Annotated in this window: 15 protein-coding genes; 12 read left to right on the plus strand and 3 right to left on the minus strand. The window is 71.3% G+C overall.

Going from position 1 to position 20,380, the window contains the following annotated elements:
* The first annotated feature begins 1 nt into the window (after position 1).
* From AB0I66_RS19640 to moeZ, 11 genes are all read left to right on the plus strand, one after another.
* Positions 2–1,492, plus strand: coding sequence for a DUF3152 domain-containing protein (locus tag AB0I66_RS19640; RefSeq protein WP_363209129.1), 1,491 nt, complete (start codon positions 2–4; stop codon positions 1,490–1,492).
* Between the two features lie 78 nt (positions 1,493–1,570).
* Positions 1,571–1,663: an Ms4533A family Cys-rich leader peptide gene (locus tag AB0I66_RS19645; RefSeq protein WP_363209130.1), complete on the plus strand. Its 93-nt coding sequence runs from the start codon at positions 1,571–1,573 to the stop codon at positions 1,661–1,663.
* A gap of 162 nt (positions 1,664–1,825) precedes the next feature.
* Positions 1,826–3,547 (plus strand): ABC transporter substrate-binding protein, encoded by a 1,722-nt coding sequence (locus AB0I66_RS19650; protein WP_363209131.1) that lies wholly within the window; start codon positions 1,826–1,828, stop codon positions 3,545–3,547.
* A gap of 20 nt (positions 3,548–3,567) precedes the next feature.
* Complete coding sequence (locus AB0I66_RS19655; protein WP_363209132.1) at positions 3,568–4,560, plus strand: ABC transporter permease; 993 nt, start codon at positions 3,568–3,570, stop codon at positions 4,558–4,560.
* 17 nt (positions 4,561–4,577) lie between these two features.
* Complete coding sequence (locus AB0I66_RS19660) at positions 4,578–5,567, plus strand: ABC transporter permease (RefSeq protein ID WP_363209403.1); 990 nt, start codon at positions 4,578–4,580, stop codon at positions 5,565–5,567.
* Positions 5,564–7,192: an ABC transporter ATP-binding protein gene (locus tag AB0I66_RS19665; protein WP_363209133.1), complete on the plus strand. Its 1,629-nt coding sequence runs from the start codon at positions 5,564–5,566 to the stop codon at positions 7,190–7,192. Before AB0I66_RS19660 ends, AB0I66_RS19665 begins: the two co-directional genes overlap by 4 nt.
* 201 nt (positions 7,193–7,393) lie before the next feature.
* The gene (locus tag AB0I66_RS19670) at positions 7,394–9,130 is read left to right on the plus strand and encodes a DUF3492 domain-containing protein (RefSeq protein WP_363209134.1); all 1,737 of its coding nucleotides are present in this window, start codon (positions 7,394–7,396) and stop codon (positions 9,128–9,130) included.
* The gene (locus AB0I66_RS19675) at positions 9,127–10,347 is read left to right on the plus strand and encodes a hypothetical protein (RefSeq protein WP_363209135.1); all 1,221 of its coding nucleotides are present in this window, start codon (positions 9,127–9,129) and stop codon (positions 10,345–10,347) included. The genes AB0I66_RS19670 and AB0I66_RS19675 overlap by 4 nt, the downstream gene beginning before the upstream one ends.
* A gap of 157 nt (positions 10,348–10,504) precedes the next feature.
* Positions 10,505–11,458 carry an NAD-dependent epimerase/dehydratase family protein gene (locus AB0I66_RS19680; RefSeq protein WP_363209136.1) on the plus strand — a complete coding sequence of 318 codons (954 nt, stop codon included), beginning with the start codon at positions 10,505–10,507 and terminating at the stop codon, positions 11,456–11,458.
* The gene (locus tag AB0I66_RS19685) at positions 11,446–12,195 is read left to right on the plus strand and encodes a spherulation-specific family 4 protein (protein WP_363209137.1); all 750 of its coding nucleotides are present in this window, start codon (positions 11,446–11,448) and stop codon (positions 12,193–12,195) included. Before AB0I66_RS19680 ends, AB0I66_RS19685 begins: the two co-directional genes overlap by 13 nt.
* Positions 12,196–12,258: 63 nt before the next feature.
* Positions 12,259–13,437 carry an adenylyltransferase/sulfurtransferase MoeZ gene (gene moeZ / locus AB0I66_RS19690; protein ID WP_363209138.1) on the plus strand — a complete coding sequence of 393 codons (1,179 nt, stop codon included), beginning with the start codon at positions 12,259–12,261 and terminating at the stop codon, positions 13,435–13,437.
* A gap of 91 nt (positions 13,438–13,528) precedes the next feature.
* Here moeZ and AB0I66_RS19695 read toward each other — a convergent pair whose 3' ends face one another.
* The 3 genes from AB0I66_RS19695 to AB0I66_RS19705 all read right to left on the minus strand — a co-directional run bounded on the left by AB0I66_RS19695 (position 13,529) and on the right by AB0I66_RS19705 (position 19,685).
* Positions 13,529–15,094 (minus strand): alpha/beta hydrolase, encoded by a 1,566-nt coding sequence (locus AB0I66_RS19695; protein WP_363209139.1) that lies wholly within the window; start codon positions 15,092–15,094, stop codon positions 13,529–13,531.
* Between the two features lie 81 nt (positions 15,095–15,175).
* Entirely contained in the window at positions 15,176–16,729 is a 1,554-nt protein-coding gene (locus AB0I66_RS19700) for an alpha/beta hydrolase (protein WP_363209140.1), read from the minus strand.
* 91 nt (positions 16,730–16,820) lie between these two features.
* Complete coding sequence (locus AB0I66_RS19705; RefSeq protein WP_363209141.1) at positions 16,821–19,685, minus strand: lysylphosphatidylglycerol synthase transmembrane domain-containing protein; 2,865 nt, start codon at positions 19,683–19,685, stop codon at positions 16,821–16,823.
* A 161-nt stretch (positions 19,686–19,846) separates the two neighbouring features.
* Between AB0I66_RS19705 and AB0I66_RS19710 the strand changes: the two genes are divergently transcribed.
* Positions 19,847–20,308 (plus strand): MGMT family protein, encoded by a 462-nt coding sequence (locus AB0I66_RS19710; RefSeq protein ID WP_363209142.1) that lies wholly within the window; start codon positions 19,847–19,849, stop codon positions 20,306–20,308.
* The last annotated feature ends 72 nt before the right edge of the window (positions 20,309–20,380 follow it).

Below are 20,380 nucleotides of genomic sequence, written 5' to 3' on the forward strand. Positions count from 1 at the left end.
AGTGGGACGTCATAGCCGCCGGGGTTCAACCGACCTCGCAGACAACACGGGCAACACGGGCAGTACGAGCAACACGGACACCGGCGACCTGCCGCCGGCGCAGGGCGCACGCCCGCCCGGCCCCGGCACGGGACGCCGCAGACGCGCCCCGGGGGACCCCGGCACGCCCGCGCACGGCGTTCCGCAGGCCACGCCACCGCATGGTTTCCCGCAGGCCACCCCGCCGCACGGCATGCCCCAGGCCACCCCCTCGCACGGCACGCCGCACGTCCGCGGCGGGCACCCCGAGCAGCGTGAGCCGGGTGGGGCGTGGGGTGCCGGGCCGCGGATGGGTGCTGCCTACGGGACGCCGGGAGCGCGGACCGCGCCGCCTCGTATGCCGGGGCCGCGCCGCGACTACGTGGACGCGTTCGGCGACGAGTTCGCCGACGAGGACCTCTTCGGAAGCGGTGCGACCGGCGCCACGCGGGCGCCGACCGGGCCGCCGCCCCCGCGGACACCCCAGCCCCGCGACCCGTACGCCTCCGTCACCGACTGGGACCGCTCGGTCGACGAGGACGAGGAAGCGCGGGGAGAGCTCTGGGCCGACGGAGCCGACGGAGCCGACGGAGCCGATGACGCCGATGGAGCGGACGGAGCCGACGGCCCCGGTGCCTTCGCGGACGACGACGCCCAGGACGGCAAGGGAGGCAAGGGCCGCGCCTTCGCCGGCATCGCCGCCGCCGCTGTCACGACCGTCCTCGCGGTCGTGGTGGCCGGCCAAGTGGCCGACGGGCCAAAGGATTCTGCTCCCGAGGCCGCCCCCCGGGCCGCGAAGGGCCAGGACAGCCGTGCCGCGGGCGAGGACGCGTCCCGCTCGGACGACCGGCCCACGCCTCCGGAGTCCGCCCCGGCGACGTACGAGACGAAGATGGCCAAGAAGTACCCGCTCGACGCCAAGCTCACGGCGTCCGGCAAGTTCGACGCGATGGCCGGCTTCGACAAGGCGCCGGGCAAGGGGCAGTTGTTCCGCTACCGCGTGGACGTCGAGAAGGGGATGGGCCTGGACGGCGAGCTGTTCGCGTCGGCCGTGCAGAAGACCCTGAACGACGAGCGGAGCTGGGCGCACGGCGGAGGCCGGACCTTCGAGCGGATCTCCTCGGGGAAGCCCGACTTCGTCATCACGCTCGCGAGCCCGGGGACGACCGGGAAATGGTGCGCGAAGTCCGGGCTCAACACGCTGGAACAGAACGTCTCCTGTGACTCCGCCGCCACCGAGCGCGTGATGATCAACGCCTACCGGTGGGCGCAGGGCGCCAAGACCTACGGCGACCGCATCCACCCGTACCGGCAGATGCTGATCAATCACGAGGTCGGCCACCGGCTGGGCTTCAATCACACGGACTGCACGAAGGACGGCGACCTCGCGCCGGTCATGCAGCAGCAGACGAAGTTCCTCGACCACGACGGAATCAAGTGCAAGGCCAACCCCTGGGCTTTTCCCAAGAGTTGAGACGGATCTGCTCGTCATGTGGTCATCTTTCGATCAGCAGCTTTGACATCCGCCGAAAGTTCGTTCATATTTCTCCGCATGTCGCCTCGTCACGCCTCCTCGCGCGCCGCCCTTGAGCTGGCGCTCTTTGGCGTGACCGCGCTCTGCGTGTCCGACGTCCACTGTTGCTGACGCCCGCCCCTGGCGCGTGCGTCGCTTTCTCTCGGGACCTTTTGCAGTCTCTGCGCTCTCTGTACCTGTGCGCTTTCTGCTGTCCTGACTGACCTTCTTCGGCGACCCCGGGGCGAGCTCTGCTCTCTTTCCCCTGCTTGCTTCTCCGAGAGGTCCTTTCCCATGCGTCAATCGTCCGTCTTGGCCCGCCGTGCGGCAGCGGCATCCGTCAGCCTCGTCCTGGCAGCGGGCGCCGCCGCCTGCGCGGGCCCCGAGGACAACGGCGCCGGGAGCGGCGGCGCCGACGGCAAGCCCGCGAAGGGCGGCACGCTCACCGTCCTCAACAGCGACCCGCAGGTCGACTTCGACCCGGCGCGGCTCTACACCTCCGGCGGCGGCAACGTTCCCTCGCTCGTCTTCCGCACCCTGACCACCCGCAACCGCGAGGACGGCGCCAAGGGATCGGAGGTCGTGCCGGACCTCGCCACGGACCTCGGCAAGTCGAGCAAGAACGCCACGGTGTGGACGTACACCCTCAAGAAGGGGCTCAAGTACGAGGACGGTTCGCCGATCACGTCCGCCGACATCAAGTACGGCATCGAGCGTTCCTTCGCCGGTGAACTCTCGGGCGGGGCTCCCTACTTGAGGGACTGGCTGATCGGCGGCGACAAGTACGCCGGGCCCTACAAGGACAAGGGCGGGCTCGACTCCATCGAGACCCCGGACGAGCGGACCATCGTCTTCCGGCTCAACAAGCCCGAGGGCGAGTTCCCCTATCTGGCCACGCAGACGCAGTTCACGCCCGTCCCCAAGAGCAAGGACAAGGGCACGAAGTACGAGGAACACCCGGTCTCCTCGGGCCCGTACAAGGTCGCCGAGAACGAGAACGACGGCGAGCGCCTGATCCTGGAGCGCAACCCGCACTGGTCGGCGAAGACCGACTCCGAGCGCAAGGCCTACCCGGACACGATCGACGTGCGGTCCGGCCTCAACTCCTCCGTCATCAACCAGCGCCTCTCGGCGGGCCAAGGCGCGGACGCCGCCGCCGTGACCACCGACACGAACCTCGGCCCCGCCGAACTCGCCAAGGTCACCGGCGACAAGGCACTGGCCTCGCGGGTCGGCACCGGGCACTTCGGATACACGAATTATCTGGCCTTCAACCCGAAGGTGAAGCCCTTCGACGACCCGAAGGTGCGCCAGGCCGTCTCGTACGCCGTCGACCGGTCGTCCGTCGTCAACGCGGCCGGCGGCTCGTCCCTCGCCGAGCCCGCGACGACGTACCTGCCGAACCAGAAATCCTTCGGATACACGAAGTACGACCACTTCCCGGCGGGTGCGAACGGCAACCCGAAGAAGGCCAGGGAGCTCCTGAAGGAGGCCGGGCACAAGGACGGGCTCACCATCACGCTGACCCACTCCAACGCCAAGGACTTCGAGACGAGCCCGGAGATCGCCACCGCGATCCAGGACGCCCTGAAGAAGGCCGGGATAACCGTCAAGCTGCAGGGCCTTGAGGACAACGACTACTCGGACAAGATCCACAGCGTCAAGGACGAGCCGGGCCTCTTCCTCGCCCACTGGGGAGCCGACTGGCCCTCCGGCGGCCCTTTCCTCGCCCCGATCTTCGACGGGCGGCAGATCGTGAAGGACGGCGCCAACTTCAACACCGGCTTCCTCGACGACAAGTCCGTCAACGACGAGATCGACGCGATCAACAAGCTCACCGACCTCGACGCGGCCGCCGAGCGCTGGGGCGCCCTCGACAAGAAGATCGGCGAGCGGGCCCTGACCGTGCCGCTCTTCCACCCCGTCTACAAGCGGCTCTACGGCAAGGACGTCAAGAACATCGTGATCAGCGACTGGACGGGCGTCCTGGACGTCTCCCAGGTCGCGGTCAAGTAAGGGCTACCGGTCACATCACCATGAGCGAGGCCCTGTTGGCCTCGGGAGCGGGGACGGGCGCCACGGCGCCCGCCCCGACTTCCGGTGCCCGTCAGTTCTGGCGGCGGCTGCGTGCGCAGCGTGCCGCCCTCGTCGCGGCGGCCGTCGTCGCGCTGCTCGTCCTGGTCGCGCTCGCCGCACCGCTGCTCGCCGCCGTCGAGGGCCAGGACCCCAGCACGTACCACCCCGACCTCATCGACTCCGGCCGCGGCGGCGTGCCGATCGGCCCGTTCGGCGGGATCAGCGCCGAGCACTGGCTGGGTGTCGAACCGCAGACCGGACGCGACCTCTTCGCCCGTCTCGTGTACGGCGCGCGGGTCTCCCTCGGTGTCGCGCTCGCCGCGACCGTCGTGCAGGTGCTGCTCGGCGTCGCCGTCGGCATCGCGGCCGGGCTCGGCAACCGCCTGGTCGACCAGGTGCTCAGCCGCGCCACCGACGTCATCGTCGCGATGCCGCTGATGGTCCTCGCGCTCGCCCTGATGGCCGTCGTGCCCAGCGGATTCCCGCGCCCCGTCCTGGTGGCCCTGGTCATCGGGCTCGTCGCCTGGGGCAGCACGGCCAAGATCGTGCGCGCGCAGACCATCACCCTGAAGGAGCTCGATCACGTGGCCGCCGCCCGGCTCAGCGGCTGGAGCACCTGGCGCATCGCGCGCCGCGAACTCCTGCCGGGGCTCGCCGCCCCCGTCATCACGTACGCGGCGCTGCTCGTCCCGATGAACATCACTGTGGAGGCGGCGCTCTCCTTCCTCGGCGTCGGCGTCAAACCGCCGACCGCGTCGTGGGGGCAGATGCTCACCTCGGCCGACATCTGGTACCAGGCGGCGCCGCAGTACCTACTGCTGCCTGCCGGGGCACTGTTCGTGACGGTGCTCGCGCTGACCGTCCTCGGGGACGGCGTGCGGACCGCGCTCGACCCACGGGCCGCGTCGCGGCTGCGGATCGGCACCGGGCACAGGGGGGAGGGCAAGGCATGAGCAGCCCCTTGCGAGGCATGACCGGCTTCCTTCTGCGGCGCTCGGTGGGCGCCCTCGTCACGCTGCTCGCCATCTCCGTGATCATCTACGCGGTCTTCTACGTCGCTCCCGGTGACGTCGCCCAGATCACCTGCGGGCCGCGCTGCTCACCGGCTCAAGTGGCGCAGGTGAGCGACCAGTTGCGGCTCGACGATCCGGTGTACGTCCGGTACTGGGACTTCCTTGAGGGCATCTTCGTCGGCCAGGACCATTCGACGGGCACGGGTGTGGAGCACTGCGACGCCCCCTGCCTCGGGCTCTCCTACCAGAGCGACCAGCAGGTCACCCAGCTGATCCTGGCGAAGCTGCCCGTCACCGGGTCGCTCGCGCTCGGCGCCATGGTGATGTGGCTGATCCTCGGCGTCGGCACCGGCGTCCTGTCCGCCTGGCGGCGCGGGCGCGTCACCGAGCGCGTCCTGACCGCCGTCACGCTCGCTGGCACGGCCACGCCCGTCTTCGTCATCGGCCTGCTGCTGATGATCGTGGTCTGCGGGCAGCTGAACTGGCTGCCCTTCCCGCAGTACGTACCGTTCACCGACGACCCCCAGCAGTGGGCGTGGAACCTGCTCCTTCCCTGGCTGTCGCTCGCGCTGATCGAGGCCGCCAAGTACGCGCGCCTCACCCGCGCCTCGATGCTGGAGACCCTCGCCGACGACCACGTGCGGACCTTTCGCGCGTACGGGGTCGGGGAGCGCTCGATCATTGGCAAGCACGCCCTGCGGGGTGCGTACGCGCCGGTCATCGCGCTGAGCGCCAACGACTTCGGGTCGATGTTCGGCGGCGCGGTACTCAGCGAGACCCTCTTCGGGCTGCCCGGCATGGGGCGCGAACTCGTGCACGCCGTCAAGGTCGTCGATCTGCCGGTCGTGGTCGGCATGGTGCTGGTGACCGGCTTCTTCGTGGTGCTCGCCAACGCCGTCGCGGACGTGCTGTACGCGGTGGCCGACCGAAGGGTGGTCCTGTCATGAGCCTGGTCCCGAGCCTCGTCCAAGTGGACGACCTGGTGGTCGACTTCGGGGAGACCCGTGCCGTCGACCGGCTCTCCTTCACCCTGAAGAAGGGCGCCGCCCTCGGTCTCGTCGGCGAGTCGGGCTCCGGCAAGAGCACCGTGGCGTCCGCGCTGCTCGGGCTGCACCGGGGCACGGGGGCGAACGTCGGCGGCGCGGTGCGGGTCGGCGGCATCGACGTACAGGAGGCGTCCGGTGCGGAGCTGCGGCGGCTGCGGGGCGGGACGGCGGCCATGGTCTTCCAGGACCCGCTGTCGTCCCTCGACCCGTACTACGCGGTGGGCGACCAGATCGCCGAGGTGTACCGCGTGCACACCGGAGCCTCCCGCCGGGCGGCACGCGCGCGTGCCGTCGAGGTACTCGACCGGGTGGGCATCCCGGACGCCGTGCGCAGGGCGCGCTCCCGGCCGCACGAGTTCAGCGGCGGCATGCGGCAGCGCGCGCTCATCGCCATGGCCCTGGCCTGCGAGCCCGAGCTGTTGATCGCCGACGAGCCGACGACCGCCCTGGACGTCACCGTGCAGGCCCAGATCCTCGACCTGCTGCACGCGCTGCGGGCCGAGACCGGGATGGGGCTGCTCCTGGTCACCCATGACGTGGGCGTCGCTGCGGAGAGCGTCGACGACGTCCTGGTCATGCGGTACGGGCGGGCCGTCGAGCGGGGCCCCGTGCGGGAGGTCCTCGGGACGCCCGCGGACGCGTACACGAAAGAGCTGCTCGGGGCGGTGCCCCGGGTGGACTCGCCGCGGCAGGCGCCCACGGCGCACGCGCAAGGTGACGTCGTCCTCGAAGCGGTGGACCTGCGCAAGGAGTTCGGCCGCGGCAAGCGCGCCTTCGCCGCGGTGGACGGGGTCTCGCTCACGGTCCGCCGGGGCGAGACGCTCGGGGTCGTGGGGGAGAGCGGCAGCGGCAAGACGACCCTCGGCCGGATGCTGGTGGGGCTCCTTGAGCCCTCGGCGGGAGGCATCCGCCACGGGGACGCGCGGGAGCCGGGCGAGAAGACGACGGACGGTGGCACCCGGGGCGGCGTGCAGATGGTGTTCCAGGACCCCGTCTCCTCGCTCAATCCGCGCCGCTCCATCGGTGAGTCCATCGCCGATCCGTTGCGTGCGCGGGGCGAGCGCGACACGGTCGTGCGCGCTCGCGTGAGCGACCTCATGGAGCGCGTCGGGCTCGATCCGGCGTACTACGGGCGCTACCCGCACGAGTTCAGCGGCGGCCAGCGTCAGCGCGTCGGGATCGCGCGGGCCCTCGCCGCCGATCCACGGGTCATCGTGTGCGACGAGCCGGTCTCGGCGCTCGACGTGACGACGCAGGCGCAAGTGACCGCACTGCTCGCCGAACTGCAACGGGAACACGGGCTCGCGCTCGTCTTCATCGCCCATGACCTCGCGGTGGTACGCCAGGTCAGCGACCGGGTCGCGGTGATGCGGCAGGGCCGGATCGTCGAACAGGGCTCGGTCGACGAGGTCTACGGGGCGCCCCGACAGGCGTACACCAGACAGCTGTTGGCGGCCGTGCCCGCGCTCGATCCCGAGGCCGCGGCACGGCGCCGCGCGGCCCGCAGGGAGCTGGCCGCAGCTTAACCCTCCGTAGCGAAAGAGCGCTCTCCCGGCTGCATAGCGCGACAGAACGCTACCGGGGCGAGAAAGTTACTGCCGTTCACCCCTTTTGGTGGCGCGATGGACAACCGTCCGTCGCGCCACCGGCATGTCCGCATACGTTCATCCCGCTGCGAGCCGCCGGTCCAACGGCGGCTCCCCACATGGGAGATCGGGGGTGTACGCGTGCGCATCGGATTGCTTACGGAGGGTGGTTATCCGTATGTGAGCGGTGAGGCCAGGCTCTGGTGCGACCGGCTCGTGCGCGGGCTCGGGCAGCACGAATTCGACATCTACGCGCTCAGCCGCAGCGAGCGGCAGGAGGAGCAGGGCTGGATCGAGCTGCCGCCCCAGGTGAACCGAGTACGGACGGCGCCCCTGTGGACCGCCGACTGGACCGACGACGGAGCGTCCTTCGGGGCCGGCTACGGACGCCGTGCGCGGCGGCGCTTCGCGGAGATCTTCGGCGAACTGGCCACAGCGGTGTGCGACTCCGGAACGGGGGCCGCCGGTGGCGCCTCCGGCGACTCCGAAGCGTTGGCGGACCGTTTCGGCAGCGCGCTCTACGGCCTCGCCGAACTCGCCGGCGAGCAAGGCGGACTCGTCGGGGCACTGCGTTCCGAAACCGCTGTGCGTGCCCTGGAGGGCGCGTGCCGCGCGCCCGGCGCACTCCGCGCGGCGCGCACCGCTCGCGTACCCGACCTGCTCGCCGTCGCGGGCCTCCTGGAACGCGCGCTGCGACCACTCTCCCTCGACTGGTACGGGGCCGACGGCCTCGGCGCGGTCGACCTGTGCCACGCCACGTCCGGCGGCCCGGCGGCGCTCCCCGGCCTCCTCGCCCAGCACTTCTCCGGAGTACCCCTCCTCGTCACCGAATACGGCGTGCAACTGCGGGCGCACTACCTCGCGACCGGCGACGAGGCCCTCAGTGCGCCGGCGCGGGCACTGCTCACCTCCTTCCACGGCAAGCTCGCCGCCGAGGTGTACCGCAGGGCCACCGTCATCACCCCCGGCAACACGCACGCCCGCCGCTGGCAGGAGCGGTGCGGGGCCGAGCGGTCGAAGCTGCGCACGGTCTACCCGGGCATGGAGGCGTCCCGCTTCGCGGAGGTCGGCGAGCGGGAGGACCCGGGCGACCCCGACACCCTCCTCTGGGTCGGCCGCATCGAGCCCGCCAAGGACCTGATCTCCCTGCTGCACGCCTTCGCGGAGATCCGCAAGGAGGAGCCCAAGGCCCGGCTGCGGATCGTCGGGGCGCCCGCGGAAGGCCCCGACGCGGCCGCGTACCTCGCCCACTGCAAGGCGCTCGCGGCGCAGCTCTTCCCCGACGAGGCGGACGGCGCGCACGCCGTCGGGGACAACCCCGTCTCCTTCGAGGAGATCGGCGCGCCCGAGGTGCCCGAACTCGCCGACGCGTACGCCGCGGGCAGCGTCGTCGTCCTTTCGAGCGTCGTCGAGGGCTTCCCGATCAGCCTGGTCGAGGCCATGTTCTGCGGGCGCGCCACGGTCTCCACGGATGTCGGCGCGGTCGTCGAGGTCATCGGCGGCACCGGACTCGTGGTCCCGCCGCGCAATCCGCGGGCGCTCGCGGAGGCGTGCGTGGCGCTGCTGCGTGACGCCGGGAGGCGCGACCGGCTCGGGGCGGCGGCGCGTGCGCGGGCGCTCGAACTGTTCACCGTGGAGCAGAACACCGAAGCCTTCCGCGGCATCTACCTGGAGATCGTCTCGCACTGCCCGGTGCGCAGGGAGGCGCTCGACGACGCGGGCGAGCCGGTGCCCTTCGGCAACCCGGCGGAGGCCTACATGCCGGGGCGGTGGGCGGTGGCCTCCGGTGGCGGGGACGCGGGCACCGGCGCGGGCGGCGCGCCCCGCTGGGCCCAAGAGGCGGACGGACCTGAGCGGTTGAAGGAGGCGGGCGTATGAACAAGGAACAGCAGATCGACGCGCCACGGGCTCCGGGGAGCCCCGGCGGGTGGGACGCGCGGTCGGAGGACCTGGTGGCCGACGCCGCCCTGGTGCGGGAGCCCGCGGCCTGGCGGGGCGCGGGGGGTGGTGCCGGGACGGACGCCAGGCCCGCGCGGCGCGGTGGCGTCGACCCGGTCAAGGCGCTGATGCACCGGCATCGCGAGCTGTGCGAGCGCGCCGTCGACCCGCTGGAGATCGCCGCGGGCCTCGAGGCGCACGGAGTGACCGACCGGACCGCCGCGCGCTTCAGGCACCGGGACGTGTTCGCGCTCGCCGAGGAGATGTACGCGCGCGTGCCGCGCGACGAGGAAGAGCACGGCACCACCCTGCCGGCCCCCGCACGCCGCGCCCCCGAAGTGCCCGCCGGGTGGGCGCTGTTCGCCCTGCTGCCGGGCGTGGCCTGCGCGCTCACCGCCGTCGGGATCGAACTGAGCGAGGGGCGTGCGCGGTACGCGGTGGGGCTCGGCGGAGCACTCGCCGTGGCCGTCGCGCTCCGGGTGGCCCTTCGTCATGGACCGCTGCGTTCCGCGCACCATGTCGTGCCGGCCACGCGCGCGTGGACGTGCTTTCTCGTCGCGTACGCCCTGTTCGGCGACGGGCTCACCCGGGCCGCCGTATCCGGCGGGCCCGACGGCCCCTGGGCGCCGTCGATCGCCGCGGCCCTGGGGCTCTCGCTCGCGGTGGCCCCCGCCATGTGGTGCGTGCGTCTCTTCGCCGTGGGGGCACGGCGACGGCTCGCGCTCAGCCGGGGGCTCACCGAATTCACCGCTTCCGTACGGCCGTTGCTGCTGGGCTGCGTCGCGCTGTACCTGTGCGCCCTGGGGGCCCTGCTCGTGGGGGCTGCCGCCGTCCATGGCGTACCGGCCTCCGCTGGCGCCGGTGCGCTGGGCGCGCTGCTGCTCCTCGCCCGGCTGCTCTCCTCGTACGGGTTCACGCGGGCACCCCTGCTGATGCTGGGGGCCGCCGGCGCGATGGAGGCGGCCTCGCTCGCCGCCGTGTTCGCGGGACGCCTGCCCGGGTGTGCGTGGCTCGCGGCTCCGGTGGAGGGCGCGGTCCGGGCCGGGGGGCCCGGCATCGTCCCCCTCGTCGCGTGCGGCGCCGCCGCGTGCGTGCTGTTGCTCCACTGCCTGCGCGTGCTCAGCCGGGCCTCCGCGCACGGCGACGGAGCGCCCTGAGGATGCGCACCGCCAGTTCCACCTGGCCCCATTCGACAACTCACTCTCCCGCGGGGCCGACACCGCGGGCCTTACCCCGTGCACTACGGCAACCCCCTGAAGGAGAACGCCAGATGAGGACCCCCAGCATCCGAGAATCCGATCCGGGAGCCGCCCGATGAGGGTGCTGCTGATCGGAGCCAACGGATACCTCGGCCGGTTCGTCGCCGACCGGCTGCTCGCCGACCCGGCGGTGCAGCTCACCGCGCTCGGCCGCGGCGACGACTCGGACGTACGGTTCGACCTCGCGAGCGGCAGCCCCGGCGCGCTCACCCGCTTCCTCGACGCCGTGCACCCGGGCGTCGTGATCAACTGCGCGGGCGCCACCCGCGGCGGCGCCCGCGAGCTGACCCGGCACAACACCGTCGCCGTCGCCACGATCTGCGAGGCCCTGCGCCGCAGCGGTTGCGGGGCGCGGCTCGTGCAGCTGGGGTGCGGTGCCGAGTACGGGCCGAGCCAGCCGGGGTCCTCCACCGCCGAGGACGCCGTGCCCAGGCCCGGCGGGCCGTACGGCGTCAGCAAGCTCGCGGCCACCGAACTGGTCCTCGGGTCCGGTCTCGACGCGGTCGTCCTGCGGGTCTTCTCGCCCGCCGGGCCCGGTACTCCCGCCGGATCACCGCTCGGGCGGCTCGCCGAGGCCATGCGGCGGGCCATGCAGGCCGGTGACGGCGAGCTCAAACTCGGGGGGCTCGGCGTCCAGCGGGACTTCATCGACGTACGCGACGTGGCGCGCGCCGTGCACGCCGCCTCGCTCTCCGCCGCCCAGGGCATCGTGAACATCGGCGCCGGTCGCGCCGTACGACTGCGTGACGCGGCGGCCGTCCTGGCGCGCGTCGCAGGGTACGGCGGAGCCCTGCACGAGCTCGACCAAGGGGCCCTGCGGCAATCCATCGGGCACCCCCGCTCCGAATCCGACCACGGGAGCCCGGCCGCCTATCCCTATCCCGACGGGTGCGGCAGCTGGCAGCAGGCCGATGTGCGCACCGCGCGCGACCGGCTCGGCTGGCGCCCCCGGATCAACCTCGAGGAATCACTCGCCGACATCTGGATGGAGGCGGCATGCCGCATCTGACCAGCACCGCCACAGGCACCGCGCACACCGACGTACGGCTCGGATTCGGCATTCCCGGGTTCGCGCATCCCCTCGTCGCGCCCACCGAATGGTCCGAACTCACCCGTCCTGGTGCCCCTTTGCACTGGGTCGTCCTGAATGTGAGCAGGGGCCCGGGAGAGCGGCCCGACCCGCACTGCCTGGAGGCCGCCGGGCGGCTGCGGAACGCGGGCGTACGTGTTCTCGGTCACCTCGACGTGACGTACGGGGCGCGCGGCTTCGGGGAGCTCATCTCCGACGCGCACCGCTACCTCGACTGGTATCAGGTCGACGGCTTCTCGCTGGACCGCTGCCCCACGGAGCGTGCCGCGCTCCCGGAGGTGCGCAGGACGGTCACGACGCTGCGCGCGCTCTGTGACGACGCGCACATCGTCCTGGGGCACGGCACCCACCCGTATCCCGGATACGCCGAATCCGCCGACCAGTTGGTGACCTTCTCCGGCCCCTGGAGCGATTACCGCTGGTCACAGGTGGCCGAGTGGACGGCCGACTATCCGCCCGAGCGCTTCTGCCACTTCGTGCACGGCATGCCCCGCGGCCATCTCGACGAGGCGCTGCGCATCGCACGCTGGCAGGGCGCGTCGACGATCTACTTCACCGACCGGGTGGACGGCGGGGGAGGGGACGAGCCCTGGGAGTCGATGCCCGGGTACTGGGACGAAATCGTCTCGCGCATCGGAACGGGTGTCTCGGAATGAAGAGGGGCGTGGCAGTGTTACGGACAGAACAACCGTTTCCACATACCGACCAACGGAGTCTCCGTGTCGCTGCCACCCCTGGTCGAGCCAGCATCTGAGCTCACCGTCGACGAGGTCCGCAGGTACTCCCGCCACCTGATCATCCCCGACGTCGGGATGGACGGGCAGAAGCGGCTGAAGAACGCCAAGGTGCTGTGTGTCGGCGCCGGCGGCCTCGGGTCACCGGCGCTGATGTACCTCGCCGCGGCGGGCGTCGGCACGCTCGGCATCGTGGAGTTCGACGAGGTCGACGAGTCGAACCTGCAGCGCCAGATCATCCACAGCCAGGCCGACATCGGCCGCTCGAAGGCGGCGTCGGCGAAGGACTCCGTCCTCGGCATCAACCCGTACGTGAACGTGATCCTCCACGAAGAGCGGCTCGAGGCCGAGAACGTGATGGACATCTTCAGCCAGTACGACCTGATCGTCGACGGCACGGACAACTTCGCCACGCGTTACCTGGTCAACGACGCCTGCGTGCTGCTCAACAAGCCGTACGTATGGGGTTCGATCTACCGCTTCGACGGCCAGGCGTCCGTCTTCTGGAGCGAGCACGGCCCGTGCTACCGCTGCCTCTACCCGGAGCCCCCGCCCCCCGGCATGGTCCCGTCCTGCGCCGAGGGCGGCGTGCTCGGCGTGCTCTGCGCGTCGATCGGCTCCATCCAGGTCACCGAGGCGATCAAGGTCCTGGCCGGCGTGGGCGACCCGCTGGTCGGCCGCCTGATGATCTACGACGCCCTGGAGATGCAGTACCGCCAGGTCAAGGTCCGCAAGGACCCCGACTGCGCGGTCTGCGGCCCGAACGCCACCGTCACGGAGCTCATCGACTACGAGGCCTTCTGCGGCGTTGTGTCGGACGAGGCCCAGGAGGCGGCGCTCGGCGCGACGATCACTCCCAAGCAGCTCAAGGAGTGGATCGACGCGGACGAGAAGATCGAGATCATCGACGTACGCGAGCAGAACGAGTACGAGATCGTCTCGATCCCCGGCGCCAAGCTGATCCCCAAGAACGAGTTCCTCATGGGCACCGCCCTGGAGAGCCTTCCGCAGGACAAGAAGATCGTCTTGCACTGCAAGACGGGTGTCCGGTCCGCGGAAGTCCTCGCCGTGCTGAAGTCCGCGGGCTTCAGCGACGCGGTGCACGTGGGCGGCGGCGTGATCGGCTGGGTCAACCAGATCGAGCCCGAGAAGCCGGTCTACTAGGCGTAGCGCCTGAACGGACGACGAGGAGGCCCGCACCTTTTGGTGCGGGCCCCTTCCGTTGGTGCGGGGCCCCTCTGCTTGAACCGCTGTCTCAGTTCTCGCAGACCTTGCCGTTCTTGGGGGCCTTTCCGTTCAGCAGGTAGGCGTTCACCGTGCTGTCCACGCAGTCGCTGCCCATGCCGTACGCGCCGTGGCCCTCGCCCTTCCAGGTCAGCTCGACACCTACCCCCTTGCCGAGCTCGTCGGCCATCTTTCGGGCGCCTTCGTAGGGCGTCGCCGGGTCTCCGGTGTTGCCGACTACCAGGACCGGCGCCGCGCCGGGGGCGCTCACGTCGGGGGAGTCGTGCAGCCCGGCCACCGGCCACTTGTGGCACCAGCCGGCCGTGTCCCAGCCCATGAACTCGCCGAAGACGGGCGATATCTCGCGGAAGTCGGCCAGCTGCGCCTTCGCCTGCGCGGGCGTCGTCCGCGCCTTGGCGTCGCGGCAGGCGATCGAGCGCTGGGAGTGGCTCTGCGTGCTGTAACGCCCGGAGTCGTCCCGTTCGTTGTAGGCGTCGGCCAGCTGCAGCAGGGCCGAGCCGTCGCCCTTCTCGGCCGCCTCCAGGCCGCGGGTCAGGGCGGGCCAGGTCTGCTGGCTGTAGAGGGTGACCGTGATGCCGGTGAGGGCCAGGGACTGGGTCAGCTCGCGGTCGCCGGAGCCGGGCAGCGGCTCGGCGTCGAGGCGCTTGAGGAGGCGCACTATCTTCTGCGAGCCGTCCTCGGGGTCCTGGCCCGAGGACTTCAGGTAGTTCTCCAGGGCGCGCTGGAAGCCCCGTGCCTGGTTCTTGGCGTGGCCCACGGAGTCCGCGGTCGGGTCGACGACGGCGTCCAGGGTGAGGCGCCCCACCTTCTTGGGGAACAAGTGGGCGTACGTGCCGCCCAGTTCGGTGCCGTACGAGATGCCCATGTAGTGCAGCTTCTCGTCGCCGAGTACCTGGCGCATCACGTCCATGTCCTGGGCCGCCTCGACCGTCGAGACGTGGCCGAGGAGCTGGTCCGCGTCGTCGGCGCAGCCCGCGCCGAAGGCGGCCGCGTCCTTGAAGTACGCCGCTTCCTCGGCCGGGGTGTCCGGGGTGAGGTCGACGGCTTCCGCGGCCTCCGTCTCCTTGTCGCTGCGGCAGCGGATGCCCTCGCTGCCCGCGACCCCGCGCGGGTCGAAGCTCACCAGGTCGTAGCGCTCGCGGAGCTTGTCGTACATGTCCGCGAACGACGGCAGCATGGAGACACCGGAGCCGCCGGGTCCGCCGAAGTTGAACAGGAGCGAGCCGATGCGCTTGCCCTCACCGGTGGACCTGGCGCGGATCAGCGCGACGTCGATCGTCTCGCCGTCCGGCTTCGCGTAGTCCAGGGGGACCTTGAGGGTCGCGCACTGCCACTCGGAGCCGGGGGCGGGGTCGCCGTCGGTCGCCTTGCAGCCGCCCCAGTCGAGCTTCTGGGTGGTGAGCGAGGCGGGCAGGGTGGAGGAGGGGTCGGGCTTCGGCGACTGCTCGGGTCCGGTCGGGGCGGGCTTGGCGTCGTCCTTGCCCCCGTCCCCGTCGGAGCCACCGCAGCCGACGGCGAGCCCCGCCACCAGAACCCCTGCGGCGGCCATGGCTGCTGACCGTACGAAACGCGGCATGGAGCGCTTCCCCCCTCGGAAGACAGTCAATCCATAGTAGGCGGGGCCACCGACAGTCCCCTGAGCGGGTTGATCACCCCGTCACGCGCAGACCGTGCCCTCCTTCGGCACGGTGCCGTCCAGCAGGTAGCCGTTCACCGCGTCGCGCACGCACTTGTTCTTGCTGTCGTACGCCCCATGCCCCTGGCCTTTGTACGTCAGCTCGACGCCGACGCCCTTGCCCAGCGCGTCCGCCATCTTCTTCGCGCCCTCGTACGGGGTGGCCGGGTCGCCCGTGTTGCCGATGACGACGATGGGCGGTGCGTCCGCCGCGCTGACGTCCGGGTGTTCGGCGGCGCCGTCCACCGCCCAGTCGGTGCAGCCGACCATGCCCCACGCCAGATAGTCGCCGAACAGCGGCGACGCCGCACGGAATTCGGGGAGCTTCCGCTCGACGTACTGAGGGGTGTAGCGCTCCTTGTCGTCCGCGCAGTTGATGGCGATGTTGGCGGCCTGGATGTTGCTGTACGTGCCGTCCTGGTTGCGGCCGTTCATGGAGTCGGAGAGCGCCATGAGGATCTTGCCGTCGCCGTCGTACGCCTCTTCGAGGCCCTCGGTGAGATACGGCCAGAAGTCCTTGGAGTACAGCGCCTGCGCGATGCCGTTCGTGGCGGCGGTCTGGGTCAGTTCGCGTGGCGCGACGGCAGGCAGAGGCTTGGCGTCCAGGTCCTTGAGAAGCCCCGCGATCTTGTCCTTGACGTCCTGTTCGGTGTCGCCGACGGGGCAGTCCGCGACCTTCGACGTGCAGTCCTTCGCGTAGTTGTCGAGCGCGAGCTGGAAGCCCTCGGCCTGGCCGAGCGAGCCCTGTTCGGCGGTCTCGGTGGGGTCGACGACCGCGTCGAAGACGGCACGGCCCACCCTCTTGGGGAACAAGTGCGCGTAGACGCCCCCGAGTTCGGTGCCGTACGAGATGCCGAAGTAGTGCAGCTTGTCGTCGCCGAGCACCTGGCGCATCAGGTCCATGTCGCGGGCCGCGTCGGTGGTGCGTACGTGCGGGAGCACCTCGCCGGAGTTCTTCTCGCAGGCTCCGTTGAAGCCCTTCACGTTGGCGACGAGCTTCTTCTGCTCGGCGTCGTCGTCGGGTGTGGAGTCCTGCTGGAAATACGTGTCGAGCTGTTCGTCGTCCTCGCACCGCACGCCCGCGCTGCGGCCGACGCCCCGCGGGTCGAAGCTGACCAGGTCGTAGCGGGTGCGCAGCTTGGCGTAGTCCTCACCGAAGGCGGGCAGCGTGGTGATGCCCGAGCCGCCGGGGCCGCCGAAGTTGAAGACGAGCGAGCCGATCCGCCGGTCCTTCTCGCCGCTCGCCGCGGCGCGGATCAAGGCGATGTCGAGGGTGTCCCCCCTGGGCTTGTCCCAGTCGAGGGGGGCCTTCATGGTGGCGCACTGCCATGCGGCGCCGCCGGGCAGCGGGGACGGGGCCTCGCCGCCACCCTCGGACGCGGCGGGCGCGGGGCAGTCCTTCCAGCTGAGCTCCTGGGCCGACAGGTTCTCGTCCTCGGAGTCCTCTGAGTCCTTGGAGTCGCCTGTGCCACAGGCCGCGAGGGTCGCGGACAGCAGGACGACGGTGGCGGCGGCACGCGCCTTGAGGTTGGGCATGCTCCCCATCCTGCGGGGGGCGTGAACGGGGCGCACGGCTGGCTCGGCCTTCCGTGAACCGGCCTCCTTCTCTTAAAGAAGGCCCCTCGTTCTAAAGAAGGCCCTTCCTTGTCAGGTGATTGAAGAACAGCCACCCGGGAAGCACCGGCAGCCACAGGGTGAGGAGGCGGAACAGGAGCACGGCGGGCGCCGCGACATCCTTGGGCACGCCCACCGCGATCAGACCGAAGGTGAGCGTCGCCTCGACCGCTCCGACACCGCCGGGCGTGGGCGCCGCGGAGCCGAGCGCGTTTCCGGCGAGGAAGACCACGGCGACGCTGGCCAGGGTCAGCGGCTTCATCTCCGTGGTGCTGAAGGCGCGTACCGAGGCGTCGAGACAGAGCACGAACATCAGCGTCAGGAGGAGCATGCCGCCGATGCCGGTGAGCAGCTTCTGCGGGCGCTGCAGTACGTCGAGCATGCGCGGCACGACGCCCGCGAAGAGCGAGCGCACGCGCGTGACGACGAACTTCCGCAGGAACGGGATCGCGGTCACGACGAGCACGAGCACCGCGACCGACAGGAGACCGGCGATGACCGTCCGGGACGGCGACAGGGAAGGCGTCTTCTCCGTGCCCGTCACATAACCGAAGATCATCAGCAGCATGATGTGCGAGCCGAGCCCGAAGAGCTGCGAGGCGCCGACGCTCGCCACCGCGAGGCCGGAGCGCACTCCGGAGCGCTGCAGGAAGCGCGTGTTGAGCGCGACGCCGCCCACCGCGGCGGGCGCCACGATCTTCACGAACGACCCGGCGACCTGCGCCTGCACGGCCCGCAGGAACGGCACGCGCTCCGGCACGAAGCCGAGCAGGCTCATCGCCGCCGCGAAGTAGCTCAGCGCCGAGCACGCCACGGCCACGGCGACCCAGCCCCACTCGGCCTCGCTGACGATCGTGTTGAAGTCGACGTGGGTGAGCTGCGAGAGCAGGAAATACGCGCCGATGGCACCGGCGATGAAGCTGATGAGCGTGCGCGGCCTGATCCGCTCCAGCTGGGCCGGCTCGACGGGCGCCTGCGGCCGGATGAGCAGCACCTGGTGGCGGATCTGGGTGAGCAGGTCCTCCTCGCGGGCCTGGTCGAGCGCGACGTCTATGGCCTGCTTCTCGGCCTGCTTCTCCGCGCGCACGGTCTTGCGGTCGGGGCCCTTGGCGCCCCCCTCGGCGGTCTCGAGCGCTTCCGCCGCCGCGTCGGCGTTCGCCTCCGCCGCGCGGGCCAGCTTGTCCTGGCGGGAGGCCTCCAGGACCGCCTCGCGCTCGCGCTGGGACCTCTCCCTGGCCAGCTTGCGCAGGGTTCCGCGGGTCGAGCGGGTCAGCGCGATGGGCTGGAGCAGCGGCAGACAGTCGGCGACCGAGTCGGGGCCGAGCACGTCGACCGCGGTCGCGACCGCGCGTTCGGCGCCCACGCGGAGCCCGAAAGCGGTCAGGAGCTGGGCGATGTCCATCCGCAGGACGAGGTCGCCCGCGGCGATCTCACCGCCCCTGAGGTCGGTCAGGATGACCGTGCCGGAACGATCCACCAAAATCGCGTCGCCGGCGAGCCTGCGGTGCGCGATCCGCCGCGACTGGAGCGCCTGCACCTGCCGCCAGGTGTCGCACAGCAGTTCATCGGTGATGACGTCGTCCGGCAGGGAGTCCAGGGTGCGGCCGCCCGTGTGCTCGTAGACGAGGATCACCGCGTCGGGGCCGAGCTCCGAGGTGGCGATCAGCTTGGGCGCGTTGGCCCCGGCCGCGATCGCCGCGTACGCGAGGAGGGCTTCCTGCTCCAGGGCCTGGCGCAGCGACTGGAGGCTGCGGCGCTGGGTGATGCCGCGCAGCGTGAGTCTGCGCCAGGCGCGGTAGAAGAAGCCCTGGGCCTGCTGTTCGCGGTCGATGACCGTGACGTCCAGGGGCGGGCCGTCCTCCAGGGTGACGAAATAGCGGCGGCCCCGGTCGCCGTGCTCGCTGTCCGGGGCGTCCTCGCGGGCCGCGCTGACCGGGTGGAAGCCGACGTGCCGCAGGCCGGCGAGCAGTGTCTGGCCGGTGGGCCGCACGTTCGGTGAGCCGACCGCGTACAGCGTGCCGTAGGCCACGCTCCAGCCGAGGAGGACGGTCAGGATGATCGAGAACGGCGTCGTGTAGCCGGTGACCAGCATGGTGAACGCGTCCAGCAGCAGCACCACCCACAGGACCACGCGCCAGCGCGGTCTGCGGGACATCCCCACGGCTGTCATGTACGCGATGACCGGGGCCAGATAGCCGTGCACGGGGTCGGTGAGCGCGTGCAGATCACCGGGGGACGGCCGGGTCAGCGCCTCCTGGATGGAGCCCGGTGCGGCCTTGGCGACCCAGAGGTCGGTGGCGAGCGTGACGCCGTGCGCGAGGACGGCCGCCAGGACGCCGTCGGCGATGCGCAGGCCGTCCCGTTTGACCAGCCGCTCGATGGCGAACGCGACCGGCACGAGCAGGACACCGATGCTCGCGGTGAGACCCGCGAACTTGATCAGGAGGTCGGGCGCCTGGTCCGTGCCCTTGTCGATGTCCTGGGCGAGACCCGACGTCGTGCCGTGCGCGAACGCGGCGATGGCGAGCACGACGGCGATCCCGAGGATGCCGACGAGGAGCCGCATCAGGTCGGAGGGGCGGTGCACGCGCGCCGCGAGCAGCGGTTCGTCACCGGCCACGCGGTCGGTGTGGGCTTCCTCTTCGTCCGCGCAGTCATCGGGCACGAAGGCGTCGTGGATGTCCTGCCCGGCTCCGGAGAACCCGGCTCCGGAGAGCCCGGCGCCGTCCTCGTCGGGCCCGCCCGACTTCTCGAACTTCTCGTGCTTCTTCAGGGAGTGCCCACCGGTGTCCGGGTGCGCCTCGGCCGCAGGGGTGCCCGCCGTCTCATCGGGGTGCACATCCTGCTGCTCCGTCGCCTCTTCTTGATCTCGTATCACCAGTCACCGCCCGCACGATGGTGGCATGTCCCACCGACAGAGGGGGGCATCAGGGTGCAATGCGGGGGCGCAAAGTGTTCACCGAGCTCCAGTTTGTCTCGTACCGCACACTCTGTCGCGGGCCGCTCACTGTGTCGGTGGGGTACGGCAGGATGGACCGGATGAGCGAGGAGAGCGGACCGGAGCAAGGGCTTCCGGAGTACCCGGAGTACGCCGAGCGGGTCCTCGAGGTCGCGGAGCTGATCCCTCCGGGGCGGGTGATGACCTACGGGGACGTCGCCGAGTGGCTGGAGGAGGGCGGGCCGCGGCAGGTCGGCCGGGTGATGGCGCTCTACGGAGGCGCGGTTCCGTGGTGGCGCGTGGTGCGCTCGGACGGTGTGCTCCTGCCCGGCCACGAACTGCGTGCGATCGGTCACTACCGCGCGGAGGGCACGCCCCTGCGCGAGGCGAGCCGCGCGGCCCAGGGCCATGTGCCGCGCCTCGACATGCGGCGGGCACGCTGGGACGGCGCCGGGCCGCACGGGGACGGCGCCGGTCCGCACGGGGGCGGCAAGGCGGCGGGCGACGACGCGGCGGGAAGCGGCGAGAACGCTCACCCGCGGGCTCCGGAGGCTCACACCTGACAGCTTCGGCCATCCCGCGATGTCGCGGGGGGCCGGTGGCCCGTACGGGGGAAGCCACGCGTCCCGCACGCC

The sequence above is a fragment of the Streptomyces sp. NPDC050439 genome (assembly GCF_040655335.1).
Taxonomy (GTDB): Bacteria; Actinomycetota; Actinomycetes; order Streptomycetales; family Streptomycetaceae; genus Streptomyces.

What these genes read in the sequence shown, in the direction of transcription:
- AB0I66_RS19685 (WP_363209137.1), top strand. Translation starts at nt 11,446, where the DNA reads ATGCCGCATCTGACCAGCACCGCCACAGGCACCGCGCACACCGACGTA.
- AB0I66_RS19645 (WP_363209130.1), top strand. Translation starts at nt 1,571, where the DNA reads ATGTCGCCTCGTCACGCCTCCTCGCGCGCCGCCCTTGAGCTGGCGCTC.
- AB0I66_RS19675 (WP_363209135.1), top strand. Translation starts at nt 9,127, where the DNA reads ATGAACAAGGAACAGCAGATCGACGCGCCACGGGCTCCGGGGAGCCCC.
- AB0I66_RS19650 (WP_363209131.1), top strand. Translation starts at nt 1,826, where the DNA reads ATGCGTCAATCGTCCGTCTTGGCCCGCCGTGCGGCAGCGGCATCCGTC.
- AB0I66_RS19710 (WP_363209142.1), top strand. Translation starts at nt 19,847, where the DNA reads ATGAGCGAGGAGAGCGGACCGGAGCAAGGGCTTCCGGAGTACCCGGAG.
- AB0I66_RS19695 (WP_363209139.1), bottom strand. Translation starts at nt 15,094, where the DNA reads ATGCCGCGTTTCGTACGGTCAGCAGCCATGGCCGCCGCAGGGGTTCTG.
- AB0I66_RS19680 (WP_363209136.1), top strand. Translation starts at nt 10,505, where the DNA reads ATGAGGGTGCTGCTGATCGGAGCCAACGGATACCTCGGCCGGTTCGTC.
- AB0I66_RS19700 (WP_363209140.1), bottom strand. Translation starts at nt 16,729, where the DNA reads ATGCCCAACCTCAAGGCGCGTGCCGCCGCCACCGTCGTCCTGCTGTCC.
- AB0I66_RS19665 (WP_363209133.1), top strand. Translation starts at nt 5,564, where the DNA reads ATGAGCCTGGTCCCGAGCCTCGTCCAAGTGGACGACCTGGTGGTCGAC.
- AB0I66_RS19655 (WP_363209132.1), top strand. Translation starts at nt 3,568, where the DNA reads ATGAGCGAGGCCCTGTTGGCCTCGGGAGCGGGGACGGGCGCCACGGCG.
- AB0I66_RS19660 (WP_363209403.1), top strand. Translation starts at nt 4,578, where the DNA reads ATGACCGGCTTCCTTCTGCGGCGCTCGGTGGGCGCCCTCGTCACGCTG.